The organism is Streptomyces zinciresistens K42, assembly GCF_000225525.1.
GTDB classification, from domain to species: domain Bacteria; phylum Actinomycetota; class Actinomycetes; order Streptomycetales; family Streptomycetaceae; genus Streptomyces; species Streptomyces zinciresistens.
This window is the reverse complement of record NZ_AGBF01000011.1, coordinates 70,433-87,164: the sequence shown is the minus strand read 5'-3', so window position 1 is coordinate 87,164 and position 16,732 is coordinate 70,433. Positions and strand designations below refer to the sequence as shown.

16 protein-coding genes are annotated in these 16,732 nt (G+C 69.3%); 9 read left to right on the top strand and 7 right to left on the bottom strand.

Translation table 11 applies throughout. The features are described 5' to 3' along the window. Positions 1 to 88: 88 nt before the first annotated feature. Entirely contained in the window at positions 89 to 2,008 is a 1,920-nt protein-coding gene (dnaA, locus tag SZN_RS06485) for a chromosomal replication initiator protein DnaA (protein ID WP_043728818.1), read from the bottom strand. Positions 2,009 to 2,401: 393 nt separating this feature from the next. Between dnaA and rpmH the strand changes: the two genes are divergently transcribed. The 9 genes from rpmH to SZN_RS06445 all read left to right on the top strand — a co-directional run bounded on the left by rpmH (position 2,402) and on the right by SZN_RS06445 (position 9,327). After that, positions 2,402 to 2,539: a 50S ribosomal protein L34 gene (gene rpmH / locus SZN_RS38300; RefSeq protein ID WP_003956500.1), complete on the top strand. Its 138-nt coding sequence runs from the start codon at positions 2,402 to 2,404 to the stop codon at positions 2,537 to 2,539. A 21-nt stretch (positions 2,540 to 2,560) separates the two neighbouring features. Next, positions 2,561 to 2,932, top strand: coding sequence for a ribonuclease P protein component (rnpA, locus tag SZN_RS38295; protein ID WP_007492554.1), 372 nt, complete (start codon positions 2,561 to 2,563; stop codon positions 2,930 to 2,932). After that, on the top strand, positions 2,929 to 3,282 hold the full coding sequence (yidD, locus tag SZN_RS06475) for a membrane protein insertion efficiency factor YidD (protein ID WP_007492553.1): 354 nt from the start codon (positions 2,929 to 2,931) through the stop codon (positions 3,280 to 3,282). Before rnpA ends, yidD begins: the two co-directional genes overlap by 4 nt. 3 nt (positions 3,283 to 3,285) lie before the next feature. Then, complete coding sequence (yidC, locus tag SZN_RS06470; protein ID WP_007492552.1) at positions 3,286 to 4,554, top strand: membrane protein insertase YidC; 1,269 nt, start codon at positions 3,286 to 3,288, stop codon at positions 4,552 to 4,554. 15 nt (positions 4,555 to 4,569) lie between these two features. Next, entirely contained in the window at positions 4,570 to 5,082 is a 513-nt protein-coding gene (locus SZN_RS06465) for a Jag family protein (protein ID WP_007492551.1), read from the top strand. 124 nt (positions 5,083 to 5,206) lie between these two features. Continuing rightward, positions 5,207 to 5,923 (top strand): 16S rRNA (guanine(527)-N(7))-methyltransferase RsmG, encoded by a 717-nt coding sequence (gene rsmG / locus SZN_RS06460; RefSeq protein ID WP_007492550.1) that lies wholly within the window; start codon positions 5,207 to 5,209, stop codon positions 5,921 to 5,923. Positions 5,924 to 6,221: 298 nt separating this feature from the next. Further along, positions 6,222 to 7,295: a ParA family protein gene (locus SZN_RS06455; protein WP_078508472.1), complete on the top strand. Its 1,074-nt coding sequence runs from the start codon at positions 6,222 to 6,224 to the stop codon at positions 7,293 to 7,295. Further along, on the top strand, positions 7,292 to 8,392 hold the full coding sequence (locus SZN_RS06450; RefSeq protein WP_078508471.1) for a ParB/RepB/Spo0J family partition protein: 1,101 nt from the start codon (positions 7,292 to 7,294) through the stop codon (positions 8,390 to 8,392). Before SZN_RS06455 ends, SZN_RS06450 begins: the two co-directional genes overlap by 4 nt. Before the next feature lie 317 nt (positions 8,393 to 8,709). Beyond that, complete coding sequence (locus tag SZN_RS06445; protein WP_007492542.1) at positions 8,710 to 9,327, top strand: GNAT family N-acetyltransferase; 618 nt, start codon at positions 8,710 to 8,712, stop codon at positions 9,325 to 9,327. A gap of 151 nt (positions 9,328 to 9,478) precedes the next feature. Here SZN_RS06445 and trxA read toward each other — a convergent pair whose 3' ends face one another. From trxA to murJ, 6 genes are all read right to left on the bottom strand, one after another. Continuing rightward, a complete protein-coding gene (gene trxA / locus SZN_RS06440) occupies positions 9,479 to 9,811 on the bottom strand; it encodes a thioredoxin (protein WP_007492540.1) in 333 nt (110 codons plus the stop codon). Positions 9,812 to 9,852: 41 nt separating this feature from the next. Continuing rightward, complete coding sequence (gene trxB, locus SZN_RS06435; RefSeq protein WP_007492538.1) at positions 9,853 to 10,821, bottom strand: thioredoxin-disulfide reductase; 969 nt, start codon at positions 10,819 to 10,821, stop codon at positions 9,853 to 9,855. A 170-nt stretch (positions 10,822 to 10,991) separates the two neighbouring features. Next, the gene (locus SZN_RS06430) at positions 10,992 to 11,906 is read right to left on the bottom strand and encodes an anti-sigma factor family protein (RefSeq protein WP_007492536.1); all 915 of its coding nucleotides are present in this window, start codon (positions 11,904 to 11,906) and stop codon (positions 10,992 to 10,994) included. Then, positions 11,903 to 12,640 carry an RNA polymerase sigma factor SigM gene (gene sigM / locus SZN_RS06425; protein ID WP_007492534.1) on the bottom strand — a complete coding sequence of 246 codons (738 nt, stop codon included), beginning with the start codon at positions 12,638 to 12,640 and terminating at the stop codon, positions 11,903 to 11,905. Before sigM ends, SZN_RS06430 begins: the two co-directional genes overlap by 4 nt. A gap of 22 nt (positions 12,641 to 12,662) precedes the next feature. After that, a complete protein-coding gene (locus SZN_RS06420; RefSeq protein ID WP_007492532.1) occupies positions 12,663 to 14,360 on the bottom strand; it encodes a protein kinase family protein in 1,698 nt (565 codons plus the stop codon). Positions 14,361 to 14,497: 137 nt separating this feature from the next. Then, complete coding sequence (gene murJ, locus SZN_RS06415; protein WP_007492530.1) at positions 14,498 to 16,726, bottom strand: murein biosynthesis integral membrane protein MurJ; 2,229 nt, start codon at positions 16,724 to 16,726, stop codon at positions 14,498 to 14,500. Positions 16,727 to 16,732: the final 6 nt, after the last annotated feature.

The following is a 16,732-nucleotide window of genomic DNA, read 5'->3' as shown; positions in this document are numbered from 1 at the left end:
GGGCGCGGGGCGGGGCGGGGCGGGCACGGCGAAGGGCGTCCCGGGAAGCGTGTCCCAGGACGCCCTCGCAGCCGCGCGGCGCCGGCCGTCAGCCGTTCTTGATGCGGTTCGTGAGCTCGGTGACCTGGTTGTAGATCGAGCGCCGCTCGGCCATCAGATTGCGGATCTTGCGGTCCGCGTGCATGACCGTGGTGTGGTCGCGGCCCCCGAACAGGGCGCCGATCTTCGGCAGCGACAGGTCGGTCAGCTCACGGCACAGGTACATGGCGATCTGGCGGGCCGTGACGAGCGCGCGGCCGCGCGAGGTGCCGCACAGGTCCTCGACCGTGAGACCGAAGTAGTCCGCGGTCGCGCCCATGATGGCCGTCGAGGTGATCTCCGGCGCCGAGTCCTCGCCGCCCGGGATCAGGTCCTTGAGGACGATCTCCGTCAGCCCCAGGTCCACCGGCTGCCGGTTGAGGGAGGCGAACGCCGTGACCCGGATCAGCGCGCCCTCCAGCTCGCGGATGTTGCGCGAGATCCGCGAGGCGATGAACTCCAGCACCTCCGGCGGTGCGTTGAGCTGCTCCTGCACCGCCTTCTTCCGCAGGATCGCGATCCGCGTCTCCAGCTCGGGCGGCTGCACGTCGGTGATCAGCCCCCACTCGAAGCGGTTGCGCAGCCGGTCCTCCAGCGTGACCAGCTGCTTGGGCGGCCGGTCGCTGGAGAGCACGATCTGCTTGTTCGCGTTGTGGAGCGTGTTGAAGGTGTGGAAGAACTCCTCCTGCGTCGACTCCTTGTCCGCGAGGAACTGGATGTCGTCGACGAGCAGGATGTCCATCTCGCGGTAGCGCTTGCGGAAGCTGTCGCCCTTGCCGTCGCGGATGGAGTTGATGAACTCGTTGGTGAACTCCTCCGAGCTCACGTACCGCACGCGCGTGCCCGGGTACAGGCTGCGCGCGTAGTGCCCGATCGCGTGCAGCAGGTGCGTCTTGCCGAGCCCCGACTCCCCGTAGATGAACAGGGGGTTGTACGCCTTCGCGGGAGCCTCGGCCACGGCGACCGCGGCGGCGTGCGCGAAGCGGTTGGAGGCACCGATGACGAACGTGTCGAAGAGGTACTTCGGATTCAGCCGCGCCGTGGGCTCGCCCGGACCGGAGGCCGGCGCGGGCTGCGCGGCGAGCGGTCCGGGAGCGCCGGTGGTCGGCAGGTTCGCGCCGACGGGGCCCCCGCGGTGCACATGGCCGGAGCCGGCCGGCGGGTCGGGCAGGTCACGGCGGCCGCCCTGGTCGTAGTCGCCGCGCGGCTTGTCGTAGTCGGGGCGGCGCTGCTCGTAGTCCGGGCGGTGCCCGTCGTAGGACGAGCGCTCCCGCGGCTGCGGGCGGTAGTCCTGGGAGGGCGGACCGTAGGAGTCCTGCGGGTAGGGGTTCTGGGAGAAGGGCTCCTGCGACGGCGAGGCGTACGGGTCCCGCTCCGGGAAGCCGAGCCGCTGCTGCTGCCAGCCGTAGTCGTCCTGGGAGGCACGCGGCCAGCTGCCGGGCGCGTGCTCGGGGCGCTGGTACTCGCCGGGGTAGGCGGGGCGGGCCGTCGGCAGCGGATCGTTGGAGGGGCCGCGCTGCTGGTCCTCGGCGCGATGACGGCCGTAGCCCTCGTACGACGGAAGCTCCGGCTCCTCGTAGTGGTGCTGCGAGGACGGGCGGCCCTGCTGCTCGAAGGGGGCCGAGGGCTGGGGCGCGGGGGGCGGCGGTTCTCCGGCGGAGTCGTCCACCGTGATCGCGATGCGGATCGGGCGGCCGCACTCGCGGCTCAGGGTCTCGCTGACGACAGGAGCCAGCCGGCCCTCCAGCACACCTTTCGCAAATTCGTTCGGCACGGCCAGGAGGGCGGTGTCGGCGACCAGCGCCAGGGGCTGGCAGCGCCGGATCCAGTGCTCGTCCTTGACCTCGACGCCCTGCCCGCGGCCCTCACCGAGGAGCTGCTCCAGTACTCGTGGCCACACTGCGGCAAGATCGGCAGGTACGTCAGCCACAGGGCACGCTCTCTCGCAGGTCCCACGAACGTGTGATGTGGGACGGTTCGGGATTCACAGGGGTGGAGCAGAGGGGTGGATCAGGATTCAGGGGGACAAGGGAACGAATCGGAGTCCGGCCACGGTAGTCAGCGCGGCGGGTACGGTTCAAGTTGTTGTCCCCAGCCTGTGGACAGTGTCCCTCCGCGACCGCTGGTTTGACCGGACGGCGCAGCCGCGCGTACCGTAACCAGGTCGAGTTGTCGATGGCTGCTGCCGCCTGCCTCCGATGGGCACAGATCGCGTCAGGTGATCGGTAAGCGGTGCACTCGGGCGTAACGAGAGCTACTCGTGGGCGCACGGTGACAGCCAAGACGGCACCCGCAACCCCCGATTTATCTCTGGAGCCCCCGAGTGAGCAAGCGCACCTTCCAGCCGAACAACCGTCGTCGCGCGAAGACCCACGGCTTCCGGCTGCGTATGCGCACCCGTGCCGGCCGCGCGATTCTCGCGTCCCGCCGTAGCAAGGGTCGCGCCCGTCTGTCCGCCTGATCCCGGTCAGGTCATGCCGTCGTGCTGCCCACCGAGAACCGGCTGAGGCGGCGCGAGGACTTCGCGACCGCGGTCCGACGAGGACGCAGGGCAGGACGCCAGCACCTCGTCGTCCATCTTCGTAGCGGTGCCACGGACCCGCACGCGCCTGGGGAGAGCGCTCCCCCGACGCGTGCGGGTTTCGTCGTGAGCAAAGCTGTCGGCGGCGCGGTCGTGCGGAACAAGGTGAAGCGCAGGCTTCGCCATCTGATGCGCGATCGAGTCGACCGGCTGCCCCCCGGTAGCCTGGTAGTCGTACGAGCGCTGCCCGGTGCGGGTGACGCCGACCATGCACAGCTGGCCCGAGACCTCGATGCCGCTCTGCAGCGGCTCCTGGGAGGGGGCGCGCGATGAAGTACCCACTGCTGGCCCTGATCAAGCTGTACCAGTGGACGATCAGTCCATTGCTGGGGCCCGTGTGCAAGTACTACCCGTCGTGTTCTCACTACGGCTACACGGCGATCGACCGGCACGGTGCGATCAAGGGCACGGCGCTCACCGCCTGGCGCATCCTGCGGTGCAATCCGTGGTCGCTGGGCGGTGTGGACCATGTCCCCCCGCGCAAGCGCCCGCGGTGGCACGAACTGCTGCGCAACGCCTGGCGCGCACGCAAGGGCGGGACCTCCGCCGCCGAACCGGCCACCGAGGCGACATCGCCCTCGAGCCCGGCCGCAGAGACTCCGTCCCATGTCCAAGGAGCATGATTAGTGGACACGATTGCCAGCCTCTTCACCTTCATCACCACACCCGTTTCCTGGGTCATCGTCCAGTTCCACAAGGTGTACGGCGCCATCTTCGGCGACGACACCGGGTGGGCCTGGGGCCTGTCCATCGTGTCCCTGGTGATCCTGATCCGTATCTGCCTGATCCCGCTCTTCGTGAAGCAGATCAAGGCGACGCGGGCGATGCAGACGCTCCAGCCCGAGATGAAGAAGATCCAGGAGCGCTACAAGAACGACAAGCAGCGCCAGTCCGAAGAGATGATGAAGCTGTACAAGGAGACGGGCACCAACCCGCTCTCCTCGTGCCTTCCCATCCTGGCGCAGTCGCCGTTCTTCTTCGCCCTGTACAGCGTGCTGAACAGCATCGCCAACAACAAGACGATCGGTGTCATCAACCAGCGCCTGCTGGAGAGCGCCCAGCAGGCGCACATCTTCGGCGCCCCGCTGGCGGCCAAGTTCACCGACAGCGCCTCCGACGTCGCCGCGCTCAACGCCTCGCTCACCACGGTCCGCATCGTCACCGCGGTCATGATCGTCCTGATGTCGGCGTCGCAGTTCTACACCCAGCGCCAGCTGATGACGAAGAACGTCGACACCACGGTGAAGACGCCGTTCATGCAGCAGCAGAAGATGCTGATGTACGTCTTCCCGATCATGTTCGCCGTCTTCGGCATCAACTTCCCGGTCGGTGTCCTCGTCTACTGGCTGACCACCAACGTGTGGACCATGGGCCAGCAGATGTACGTCATCCGCAACAACCCGACCCCGGGCTCCAAGGCCCAGGCCGCCTACCTGGACCGCCTGCACCACCGCGTCACCCAGCACGGCAAGACCCGTGGGCGCGGGGAGAAGGCCATCGTCAAGGCCATCGTCGCCAAGGGCCGCGACCGCAACGAGTACGAGCGCAAGTTCATCACCGGTCTGGCCAAGGTCAGCCTCGCCGCGCAGGCAGACGGCAACGTGATCAGGAGCGAGGCGTCCGTCGCCACCGAGACCGAGGACGGTACGCCGATCACGGGCGCGGGCAAGCGGCAGCAGCCCAAGCGGCAGAGCAAGTCGCAGCGCCAGTCCACGAGCACCAAGCAGGCCGGTGAGCCCACCTCGCTGACGAAGTCCGACCAGCCCGAGGACGCCCAGCAGTCCGGCGAGGCCAAGAAGCCCGCGCAGAAGCCCGGCGGCGGTTCCCGCAGCAAGGCCCAGTCCGGGCAGCGCAAGGGCGGTCCGCAGCGCCCCAAGTCCCCGTCCAAGAAGTAAGAAGGAGCCCATCCCGTGACGGAAGGCACCACCTCCGCCGCTGTCGAGGGTGCAGACACCCTGACCCGCCTGGAGCAGGAGGGCGAGATCGCGGCCGACTACCTTGAGGGTCTGCTGGACATCGCCGACCTCGACGGTGACATCGACATGGACGTCGAGGCCGACCGCGCCGCTGTCTCGATCATCAGCGACGCCGGCGGCCGAGACCTGCAGAAGCTGGTCGGCCGCGACGGCGAGGTGCTGGAGGCGCTCCAGGAGCTCACGCGCCTGGCCGTGCACCGGGAGACCGGGGACCGCAGCCGGCTGATGCTGGACATCGGGGGGTACCGGGCCCAGAAGCGGGCCGAGCTCTCCGAGCTGGGCTCCAAGGCCGCCGCCGAGGTCAAGAGCACGGGCGAGCCCGTGAAGCTCAAGCCGATGACGCCCTTCGAGCGCAAGGTCGTGCACGACGCGGTCAAGTCGGCCGGGCTGCGCAGCGAGTCCGAGGGCGAGGAGCCGCAGCGGTTCGTCGTCGTCCTGCCCGCCTGATCGGCCCCCACGCTCACCCGGCCCCGTCTGTCCGCAGACGGGGCCGAACTTTGTCAGCCTGATAGTTCTGGTGGTTCTGGTGTCGGCGCCCACCGCGCCGACGCGGTACGGAAGGACGGTCCCCGTGACGGAGGCAGCGGAGCTCCCCCCTGCGCCCGACAAGGCACGTGAGGTGTTCGGCGATCGCTTCGCTGATGCGGTCCGCTACGCCGAACTGCTCGCCGAGGCAGGTGTCCAGCGTGGTCTGATCGGCCCGCGTGAGGTGCCCCGACTGTGGGAGCGGCACCTGCTGAACTGCGCGGTGCTCTCCGAGGTCGTGCCCGAGGGCGTCACCGTGTGCGATGTGGGCTCCGGCGCCGGCCTGCCCGGCATCCCCCTGGCGCTGGTCCGCGAGGACCTGAAGATCACCCTCCTGGAGCCTCTGCTGCGCCGTACGACCTTCTTGACGGAGGTCGTGGAGTTGCTCGGCCTGGAGCATGTGACGGTGGTCCGTGGCCGCGCTGAGGAGGTCATGGGGAAGCTCACTCCGGTGCATGTCGTGACCGCTCGCGCGGTCGCTCCCCTGGACCGGCTGGCCACCTGGGGCATCCCCCTGCTGCGGCCCTACGGCGAGATGCTGGCGCTCAAGGGAGACGCCGCGGAGGAGGAGCTGAAGAGCGCGGCGACGGCTCTCAGCAAACTCGGCGCGGTCGAGACGTCGATCCACCATGTAGGTGACGGCATCGTCGATCCGATGTCCACGGTCGTGCGCGTCGAGGTCGGAGAGAGTCCGGGCGGCGTGCGGTTCGCGGCGAAGCGAGCGAAGGCTGCCAGAACGAGCCGGACCCGCCGACGCCGCTGATCCGTCCTGACGACGAGACGTACTCCACACAAGCTGGCCAACCCGCCCATGCCGGAGTGTCGCGGCAATTCGGCCACGGCTGCTGTGCATCGTGTTTCACGTGAAACGTCGCTCATTGCTGCACGGGATCATCAGCCGCGGCCGCGCTGCGGCCGAACCACGTGACCGAAAGCCCCTGGGTTCGCTGAGAGAGGGAGCCTCTGATGAGGTCCCGTCCCCCGTGAGGGGCACGGAGTTGTCCACAGAGGTGGATTTCTCCACAGAACAACCGGCCTCACTGGTTCGCGACCCCGAAGGCATGGGAGGCTCTGTTCATTGCGAGCCTGAAGTCGAGGAGAGTGAATCCTTGCGGTCCGACGCCAACATCGCGGGACCGATGACCGATCCGGTCCCCGGTCCCCGTACCGAATCGATGGGGGCGGATGTTTCACGTGAAACACCGCCCCCGATGGACGACACTCCCATCGGTCGTGCCGCCCAACTGGCGGTAGAGGCTCTGGGCCGAGCGGGCGAGGGCCTGCCGCGACCCGAACAGACCCGCGTCATGGTGGTCGCCAACCAGAAGGGTGGCGTGGGCAAGACGACGACGACTGTCAACCTTGCCGCGTCCTTGGCCCTGCACGGCAGCCGTGTCCTGGTGATCGACCTCGACCCTCAGGGCAACGCGTCCACGGCCCTGGGGATCGACCACCACGCCGAAGTCCCGTCCATCTATGACGTCTTGGTCGAGAGCAAGCCCCTGTCCGAGGTCGTCCAGCCCGTCCCCGATGTCGAGGGTCTCTTCTGCGCCCCCGCCACGATCGATCTCGCCGGTGCGGAGATCGAACTCGTGTCCCTGGTGGCCCGTGAGAGCCGGCTCCAGAGGGCGATCCAGGCGTATGAGCAGCCGCTGGACTACGTCCTCATCGACTGCCCGCCCTCGCTCGGCCTGCTGACGGTCAACGCGATGGTGGCAGGGCAGGAGGTCCTGATCCCGATTCAGTGCGAGTACTACGCGCTGGAGGGTCTGGGGCAGCTGCTCCGGAACGTCGACCTGGTGCGGGGGCATCTCAACCCCGCCCTGCATGTCTCGACGATCCTGCTCACCATGTACGACGGCCGGACACGGCTTGCGTCCCAGGTGGCCGACGAGGTGCGCACCCACTTCGGCGATGAGGTGCTGCGCACGAGCATTCCCCGCTCCGTCCGTATCTCGGAGGCGCCGAGCTATGGGCAGACGGTGCTGACCTACGATCCGGGGTCAAGCGGTGCCTTGTCTTATCTTGAGGCGGCGCGAGAAATCGCTCTGAAGGGGGTCGGTGTCTCCTACGACCCGACGAACGCCCACTTCGGCGCGCAGAACAATCCGAGCATGGTGGAGGGGATCCAGTGAGCGAGCGACGGAGGGGGTTGGGTCGTGGCCTCGGCGCGCTGATCCCCAGTGCGCCGACGGAGAAGACGGTGCCGCCGCCGGCTGTCGGGGGAGCCGCTGCTTCCACGTCCGCGGCCGTTGTCCCGGGTCTGAACGACCGTGGGGTGGCCGCGGCCAAGGTGGCCACGCTGGCGCCTGTTTCACGTGAAACAGAGGAGCTGGCGTCGTTCGTCAGCGAGGAGGTTCCCGCAGCCCCGATGGGGGCGCACTTCGCGGAGATTCCTCTCGACCAGATCACCCCGAACCCGCGGCAACCTCGCGACACCTTCGACGAGGACGCGCTCCAGGAGCTGGTCACCTCCATCCAGGAGGTCGGCCTCCTCCAGCCGATCGTCGTACGCCAGGTCGGTCCCGCCCGATACGAACTCATCATGGGTGAGCGTCGTTGGCGGGCCTGCCGCGAAGCCGGCCTGGAGGCGATCCCCGCGATCGTCCGGGCGACGGATGACGAGAAGCTTCTCCTGGACGCCCTTCTGGAGAACCTCCACCGCGCACAGCTGAACCCGATCGAAGAGGCGGCCGCCTACGATCAGCTGCTCAAGGACTTCAACTGCACGCACGATCAGCTGGCGGACAGGATCGGCCGTTCGCGGCCGCAGGTCTCCAACACGCTGCGCCTGCTGAGGCTCACGCCGAAGGTCCAGAGCCGGGTTGCGGCCGGGGTGCTCTCGGCCGGCCATGCGCGGGCGCTGCTCTCCGTGGAGGACCCGGAGGAGCAGGAGCAGTTGGCCTATCGTGTGGTCGCCGAGGGGCTGTCCGTGCGGTCCGTCGAGGAGATCGTGCAGCTGATGAGCTCGCGCCCGCAGAAGGCGACGCGTGCTCGTGGCCCGCGCGCGGGCTCGGTGCCTTCTCCGGCACTGTCCGACTTGGCGACGCGTCTCTCGGATCGCTTCGAGACCCGGGTGAAGGTCGAGCTCGGACAGAAGAAGGGCAAGATCACCGTGGAGTTCGCCTCCCCGGACGATCTGGAGCGGATCCTCAGCACGCTTGCTCCCGGTGAGAAGCTGGCGCTTCAGAAGAGTCTGCTCATCGATGCCGAGGAAGACGTGAAGGACTGAGGCCGCAGGGGACCATGCGGGTTCCTGTCCGGCTGAGCGGGCCGTGTCCGGTGTGTACCGGAACACGGCCCGCTCTTTGCTTTCAGTCGGTATCGAGGGAATCTCATGCTGGATACGATGCGAGCGGGTATGGCGCATCCACCTGGCAGACCTCTTAGAGAGGCGGGGGCCATGCGAACGGTGAGCCGCACCGGACTGGTGAGCGCGGGTCTTGGACTCGGGGCGGTCGGCGGGTTCGTCGGCAGCCTGCTCAAGGAACGAAGCGCCCTGACTGCCGCTCGCGGTGCTGCGGGCGAAGGAAGCGAGGAACAGCCTTCATGGGGCGCCGGCTCGTACCGCTCACGCTGGACAACCTTCCGGACCTTCCCCAGCGCTGCCGCTCGTGTGTCTTCTGGGAGTTGGACCCGGTCAGTGGTGAGGCCGCGGTAAAGGCGGGCACCTCGGCCGTGGAGAAGGAGTCCTGGATCTCCGCCGTCCTGCTGGACTGGGGCTCGTGCGGTCGGGTCGTCTACATCGACGAGGTACCGGTGGGCTTCGTGCTCTACGCGCCGCCGGCGTATGTCCCCCGCTCGACGGCCTTCTCCACGAGCCCGGTGTCATCGGACGCGGTGCAGTTGATGACCGGCTTCATCATGCCGGGCTACCAGGGGCAGGGGCTGGGCCGGGTGATGGTTCAGACGGTCGCCAAGGATCTGCTGCGACGGGGCTTCAAGGCGATCGAGGCGTTCGGTGACGCACGCTGGAAGGAACCGGCCTGTGTTCTGCCGGCGGACCATCTGCTGGCCGTGGGCTTCAAGACGGTCCGGCCGCATCCGACGTCCCCTCGCCTGCGCCTGGAACTCCGCACGACGCTGTCGTGGAAGGAAGACGTCGAGATGGCGCTCGACAGACTGCTGGGCGCCGTTCAGAAGGAACCGGCACTGCGACCGCTCTAAGGCGTGTTTCGAAAGTAGCGTCGTCCGCCCGCAGGGCAGGCCCGGCGGCGTCTGGCACGCCCTGGTGTCCCGGGACAGCTCCAGCGGCTGAGGCATCAAAGCGAATGGGCCAACCCGAGGGGGTTGGCCCATTCGTGTTTCACGTGAAACATCACTCGGCGATGAAGTCCTCAAGGTCGCGGACGATCGCGGCCTTCGGCTTGGCGCCGACAATGGTCTTGGCGACCTCGCCGTTCTGGTAGACGTTCAGCGTCGGGATGGACATGACGCCGTACTTGGCGGCCGTACCCGGGTTCTCGTCGATGTTCAGCTTGACGATCTCGATCTTGTCGCCGTACTCGGCGGCGATCGCCTCAAGGGACGGCGCGATCTGGCGGCACGGTCCGCACCAGGCGGCCCAGAAGTCCACCAGGACGGGCTTGTCGCTCTTCAGGACGTCCTGCTCGAAGGAGTCGTCGGTCACGTTCTTCAGGGTGCCGGCCACGGCGGGCTCCTTAACTATGCGATGCGTGGGGTGGGTCGGGGTCAGACAGAGGTCTTCTCGGGCTCGGCCTTCTCCTCGTCCGCCAGGGCGGCGAGGTAGCGCTCGGCGTCGAGCGCGGCGGAACAGCCGGTGCCGGCCGCGGTGATCGCCTGGCGGTAGGTGTGGTCGACGACGTCGCCCGCGCCGAAGACGCCGGTCAGGTTGGTGCGGGTGGAGGGGGCGTCCACCTTGAGGTAGCCCTCCTCGTCCAGCTTCAGCTGACCCTTGAACAGCTCGGTGCGAGGGTCGTGGCCGATCGCGATGAACAGACCGGTGACCGCCAGGTCGGAGAGCTCGCCGGTCTTGACGTTGCGCAGCTTCAGACCGGAGAGCTTCTGCTCGCCCTGGACCTCGGCGATCTCGCTGTCCCAGACGAACTTGATCTTCGGGTCGGCGAAGGCGCGGTCCTGCATCGCCTTGGAGGCACGCAGGGTGTCCCGGCGGTGGACGACCGTCACGGACCTGGCGAAGCGCGAAAGGAACGTCGCCTCCTCCATCGCGGTGTCACCGCCACCGATGACGGCGATGTCCTGCTCCCGGAAGAAGAAGCCGTCACAGGTGGCACACCAGGAGACGCCACGGCCGGAGAGCGCGTCCTCGTTCGGCAGCCCGAGCTTGCGGTGCTGCGAGCCGGTGGTGACGATGACGGCCTTCGCCCGGTGGACGGTGCCCGCGGTGTCCGTGACGGTCTTGATCTCGCCGGTGAGGTCGACGCTGACGATGTCGTCCGGGACGAGTTCGGCTCCGAAGCGCTCGGCCTGACCGCGCATGTTGTCCATGAGCTCGGGGCCCATGATGCCGTCCTGGAAGCCCGGGAAGTTCTCCACCTCGGTGGTGTTCATCAGCGCACCACCGGCGGTGACGGCGCCCTCGAAGACCAGCGGCTTCAGCGACGCGCGCGCGGTGTAGAGCGCTGCCGTGTAGCCGGCGGGCCCGGAGCCGATGATGATCACGTTACGGACGTCGCTCACGGCTTGATTCCTCGTCTCTGGAATACATCGTCGGACCGGTGGGAGCCCGTTGGGAACTCTCACCCCACCCAACGGATCCTAAGGGGCGCGCATTCCCACTGTGTCCGGGCACACGGTCATGCCGCACAGGAGGGAGTTGCCCCTCGCGACGGGGACGAACCGCCTGTGCGTCAGGAGCGCGGGAAGGACTCCGTCAGGAGGATCTTGGCCTTGGCCGGAGACTTGGTTTTCACGCAGGTCGCGTCCATCAGATAGGCGGTGACCCGGCTGACGTCGGATGTGTCGGGCAGGACGACGAGGAGCGCGTCCTTGCCCTGGTAGCGGCCCTGCTCCGCGGCGAGGGCCGCGTCACTGCGGCCGAGGCCCTGGCGGACGCAGTCCGGCACGGTGATCTCTCGCAGGATCTGAGGGCTCTCGCTGTCCGGCCGGCCCGCGATGCCCATGCTGCGGTCCGGTCCTCGGGAAGCGTTCGGCGAGGGCTCACTCGTCGCGAGCAGAGTGCTGACGTTCTTCTCCAGCTTCGACGCGGAGAAGGTGTCATTGCCGCTCTGTCCGCCCTCGGCCGCCGGGCCGGAGCCGCCGCCCCCCACAAGCGTGGTCAGCAGGACCGAGCCGAGGCCGAGTGCGGCAGCCGTGAACGCGGCTCCGAGGACGACCTTGCGGCGCCCGGCCCGCTTGCGGTCCTTGCGGCCGGGGCCGGTGGTCGAGGAGCGGGCACGGCCCACCGGGCGGGTCGCCGCCGATGTTTCACGTGAAACATGCGGCTCCTCGTCCGCACCTTCACCGACCCGCTCACCACTCGACGCCGTCTCGGCCTCACCAGAGGCGGGGACGCCGAGAAGAGCCTCCGCGGCGAGTGCGGCATCGATCCGGTCGGCGACGTCGTCGGGCATCCGGAGCGGACCGGGGACGGTGCCCAGGAGACCACGGATCTCCTCCAGTGAGGCGTGGACGTCCGCGCACAGCTCGCACTGCTCCAGGTGACGCTCCAGCTCCGCGGTCCTGGACGGCGGGAGCAGGCCCTCGGTGAGGTCGGAGAGCTCGGCGACGTCCGGGTGCCCGGCCATGTCCGTCGTGGATGTCACGCTCGCCCACCTCCGCCCTTCACAGCAGCTGAATCGCTCGGCCCGGCCTCGCGCGGGTCCGCGTCCCGGCCTGTGGCTCGTGGACCCGCTGCCGGTGGGACGGATGTCCCCTCCGTCCGGTTCCGCCTTCCGCCGGCGTCCTTGCCGCCCCCTGGACTCTCCGGTCGGAGATGCGTCAGGAGGGGCAGCAGTCTGGCCCTGCCGCGCGCACACCGGCTCTTCACGGTGCCGGTGGGCACGTCCAGCACGGCGGCCGCCTCCGCGACCGGGTACCCCTGCATGTCCACCAGGACGAGTGCCGCCCGCTGGTCGGGGGGCAGCGTGCCGAGGGCCTCCAGGAGCTGCCGGTGGAGGTCGTTGCGTTCCGCGGGCGCCGACGCCTCCTCGTGGGGCTCCAGCAGCTGTTCCAGGCGCTCGGTGTCGTCGACGGGGGAGGTCTTCCGCGACGCGGTCTTGCGGGCGCGGTCGAGGCAGGCGTTCACCGTGATCCGGTGCAGCCAGGTCGTGACGGCCGACTGGCCCCGGAAGGTGTGGGCGGCCCGGTAGGCGGACACGAGGGCGTCCTGCACGGCGTCAGCGGCTTCCTCGCGGTCGCCGAGCGTCCGCAGGGCCACCGCCCAGAGCCGATCACGGTGGCGTCGCACGATCTCACCGAAGGCGTCGTGGTCGCCCTCGACATGGCGGGCGAGCAGGTCCCGATCGCTGACTCCGTCGTATCCGGTTGACTCGGCCATCGGATCCCCTCCCCCCTCGGCTTCAGCTGGTCACTTTGATCTCAGCCACTCGGCCCCGGTACTGACCCTGGTCGGTCAGCGGCAGCTTGGTCAGCCAGACCAGAAGGTAGCGGGAGGTGAGTTCCTTGCCCGGCTTGAGCGTGACCGTCGTACCGCCGGCTTCGGCGACCTTGGTGTACGCGTCGAAGGTCGTGGGCGCCGCGCCCGGGTCACCGGAGGCGGCCCGCAGCTCGACGGACGTGTGGCCCTGGAAGGTGACGGTGACCTTTCCGACCCGCTGGGCCCTGCCCAGGTCGACGATGACGCCGACACCGGACTTCAGCCGCCCGAAGTCGGCGCTCAGGTAGTAGTCCGTCTGCCAGTACGTGGCGGCGTTGTTGTCGAAGACCTTCCCTATGTCCGTCGGCTTCTCGGAGCCGTCGGCGCCGAACGGGTCGAAGTCACGGGCGGCGCTGATGGCGATCGGCTTGGCGGCGGCCGGTTTCACCGGGCTCTTGTCGTCGCCGTCCGTCGTCTGCGTCTGGTTGTTGTCCTCGGGCGTCTTGCCCTGTTCCATGAGCGCGTCCGCGAGCTGCCAGCTGCCCAGACCGAGGGCGGCGATGAGCAGGGCCGAGACGGCCCACTTCAGTACCTTGCCGGTACGGCTCTGCAGCGGGGGCGGCGGCGTCGGCACCGGCTGGGCGGCGCCGGGGCGCGGCGCCTGACGGCCGTACGTGCCCTGCTGATAGGTCGTGCGCTGGTAGTCCGGGGGCGCGGTGAACGACGGCTCCGGCGGGCGGATGCGGGGCATCTCGCCGATCGCCTTGACCAGTTCCTCGGGCGTGGTGCACGCGGACTCGTGCCGCGAGGCGGTGGCACCGTCGTTGGCGAGTGCCCGCATGGCGAGCTCGGACAGCCCCCGGTGGACGCCGGCACGCACCTGGTCGGGTGCGATCAGGCCGACGTCCTTGGGCAGCCCGGACAGTCCGTAGGCGTCGTCCTCGTAGGGCCAGCGCTGGGTGAGCGAGGCGTACAGCAGGGCGCCGATCGCCTCCGTGTCGGTGCGCTGCGGGGTGTCGGAGCTGATCCCGCGCAGCGCGGCGTTCACGGCGAGGCCGCGGATGCGCCACTGTCCGCTCGAAGTACGCAGCACGGCGTTCGGGTTGAGCCGGAGATGCGCCAGGCCCTCGCGGTGGGCGGCGGACATCGCCGCGGCCACCTGGGTGACCATCTGGTAGGCGTCGTACACCTCCAGCGGGCCGGAGGCGAGAAGGGCGGTCAGTTCGGTGGCGTCCGGGAGCCATTCGTGGACGACGTAGACCAGGTCGTTCTCGTCGACGGCGTCGAGGACCTGGACGAAGCGGGGGTCGCCCAGCAGGGCGGAGGAGCGGGCCGCGGCCAGCACCGAGCGGGCGCGTGCGTGGTCGGCGGGCAGGATGTGCACACCGACGGCGCGACGGAGCTTCTCGTCGACCGCACGCCAGCTGCTGAATCCGTCCAGACGAGTGACGCACTCCTCCAGGCGGTACCGTCTGGCGAGCTTGTGCCCGCTGTGCAGTTCGGGCGGTGAGGCCTTCTCGAGGCCGTCGGCCCCGCCGCTCCCCTGTGCCTCGTCGATGTCCGTGTCCCGCTCCCGATTCTTGGCCACCCCGTCGGCCGTGGACTGGTCCGCCTGAGCGGTCAGCGGCTCGTCGCCGCTGTTGTCTGCCACGTCGACGGCAGCCGTGCTCCGTTCCGCCACCGTCGTTCCTGCCTCCCCATCCGTAGCGCGCCATCAGCCACCGTGCGCGCAGTCCGACGCCGAACCCAATTGTGCCCACAGTCCGCCGCTATGCACGACACACGATGGCGGACGATGGTTGTGCGCGTACCCCTACCTCAACGACCCAGGCGCCCGCGGACCATGCCGACCAGTGAGTTCAGCTCCTCGATACGCATCCTGCGGGCCGCGACGAAGAAGGTTCCGAGGAGTACCGCCCCACCCGCCACAAGAGCGGCGGCGGAACCCAAGGCGCCCTGTCCGAGGGCCTGGGCGATGCCGTAGCAGGCCGCCCCGCTGAGCAGCGCCGCGGGCACCGAGGCGATGCAGAGCCGGGCGTAGGTCCGCATCACGCGGGCACCGTCCAGGTCGCCGCCCAGCTTGATGCGCAGCCTCCGCCAGGCGACCCCGACGCCGATGGCGTAGGCCAGGCCGTACGAGGCGGCCATGCCGACCACGGCCCAGCGCGCCGGGAGGAGGAGGAAACAGAGCGCGGAGGCAACGGCGTTGCAGGCGGCGACGATGACCGTGTTGTAGAAGGGGGTCCGGGTGTCCTCGTAGGCGTAGAACGCTCGCAGGACCACGTACTGCACGGAGTAGGGGATCAGGCCGAGGCCGAAGGCCATCAGCATGAAGCCCATGTTCGTGGCCTCGCTGGTGCCCGAGGAGCCGAACATCAGGGTGCACATCGGGATGCCGAGCGCGACGAACCCGAAGGCGAGCGGCACGATCGCCACGGCCGTGGTGCGCAGGCCCTGTGAGATGTCGTCACGCACGGCGCCGGGGTCGTCCTCGGCGGCCGAGCGCGAGATGCGCGGCAGCAGGGCGGCCATCAGCGAGACGGTGATGATGGCCTGGGGCAGGCCCCAGATGAGCTGGGCGTTGGCGTAGGCGGCGAACCCGGTGCCCTTGACGTCCGAGGCGATTCCGGCCGCGGTGGAGAGCTGGGTGACGACGAGGGCGCCCGCCTGGTTGGCGAGGACGAACAGGATCGTCCACTTGGCCAGCATGGCGGCCTTGCCGAGGCCGTGACCCCGCCAGTCGAAGCGCAGCCGGAGCCGGAAGCCCGTCTCGCGCAGGTAGGGGATCATCGCCAGGGCCTGGACGACGAGGCCGAGCAGCACGCCGATGCCGAGCAGGCGCTGGCCCTGCTGCGGGATGTTCGTGACCTGCATGCCGGAGTGCTCGGCGGTGCCGTACACCCACAGGAACATGCCGAGGGTCACGATGAGGACGATGTTGTTCAGTACCGGGGTCCACATCATCGCGCCGAACCGGCCCCGCGCGTTGAGGATCTGACCCATCACCACATGCACGCCCATGAAGAAGATCGAGGGCAGGAAGTAGCGGGTGAAGGTGACGGCCACCTCGTTGGCCGCAGGGTCTCCGGCGACCGACGGCGACAACGCGCTCACCAGGTACGGCGCGGCGAACACGGCGAGCGCCGTGAGCGAGGCCAGCGCGACCATGACGAGCGTCAGCAGGCGGTTGGCGTAGGCCTCGCCGCCGTCCTCGTCGTCCTTCATGGCGCGCACGAGCTGCGGCACGAACACGGAGTTCAGGCCGCCGCCGACGGTCAGGATGTAGATCATGGTGGGCAGCTGGTAGGCGACCTGGAAGGAGTCGCCGAGCAGTCCCAGGCCCAGCGCCGAGACGATCATCACGGACCGGACGAATCCGGTGAGGCGCGACACCATGGTGCCCGCCGCCATCACGGCGCTCGACTTCAGCAGACCCCCGGCCCGCCCGCCCTTCTTCGCGACGGGAGCGGGGGCCGGCGCCGGTGCGGCGGCGGCCTCGGCGGAGACGGCGGCCGGTGCACCCGGGCCCGCGGGCGCGGCCGGAGCGGGAACCGCCGGCGGCTGGTACTGCTGCGCGGCGCCGCCCTGCTGCTGGTCCCGGAAGAGATGCGCGAAGGCGTCGTGCTCCTGACGCTCCCCTGCCGAGCGCGAGACGAGGTCGTCGACGCCCACGTACTGAGTCGTACGGGGGTCGTCGCCGTACGGCAGGTACTGCGTCGGGCCCTCGGGCTCCGGGGCGGGGGTCTGCGCCCACACGTTCGGGTCGGGGGCGTACGGGGACTGGGGCGGCTGGGAGTACAGGGGCTGCTGGGGCTGGTACGTCCCCGGCGGCGGCGGAGGGTGCGCGGCACGGTCGTAGAGCGCCTCGGCGACCGGGTCCTGGGCGGAGAGCTCCTGAGCCCGGTAGGTGTCCTGGTCGTAGGCGTCCTGGAGGTACATGTCCGCCGGGTGCTGCGGCGGTACCTGGCCGTGCTCGGGCGGCGGGCCCTCGGGGTGCCCCGAGCTGCCCGCGGCCCGGCCGCGGTCACCGTCGTACGGCGCGTTCATGGCTTA

What these genes read in the sequence shown, in the direction of transcription:
- SZN_RS06445 (WP_007492542.1), top strand. Translation starts at nt 8,710, where the DNA reads ATGGGGCGCCGGCTCGTACCGCTCACGCTGGACAACCTTCCGGACCTT.
- SZN_RS06455 (WP_078508472.1), top strand. Translation starts at nt 6,222, where the DNA reads ATGGGAGGCTCTGTTCATTGCGAGCCTGAAGTCGAGGAGAGTGAATCC.
- yidD (WP_007492553.1), top strand. Translation starts at nt 2,929, where the DNA reads ATGAAGTACCCACTGCTGGCCCTGATCAAGCTGTACCAGTGGACGATC.
- murJ (WP_007492530.1), bottom strand. Translation starts at nt 16,726, where the DNA reads ATGAACGCGCCGTACGACGGTGACCGCGGCCGGGCCGCGGGCAGCTCG.
- sigM (WP_007492534.1), bottom strand. Translation starts at nt 12,640, where the DNA reads ATGGCCGAGTCAACCGGATACGACGGAGTCAGCGATCGGGACCTGCTC.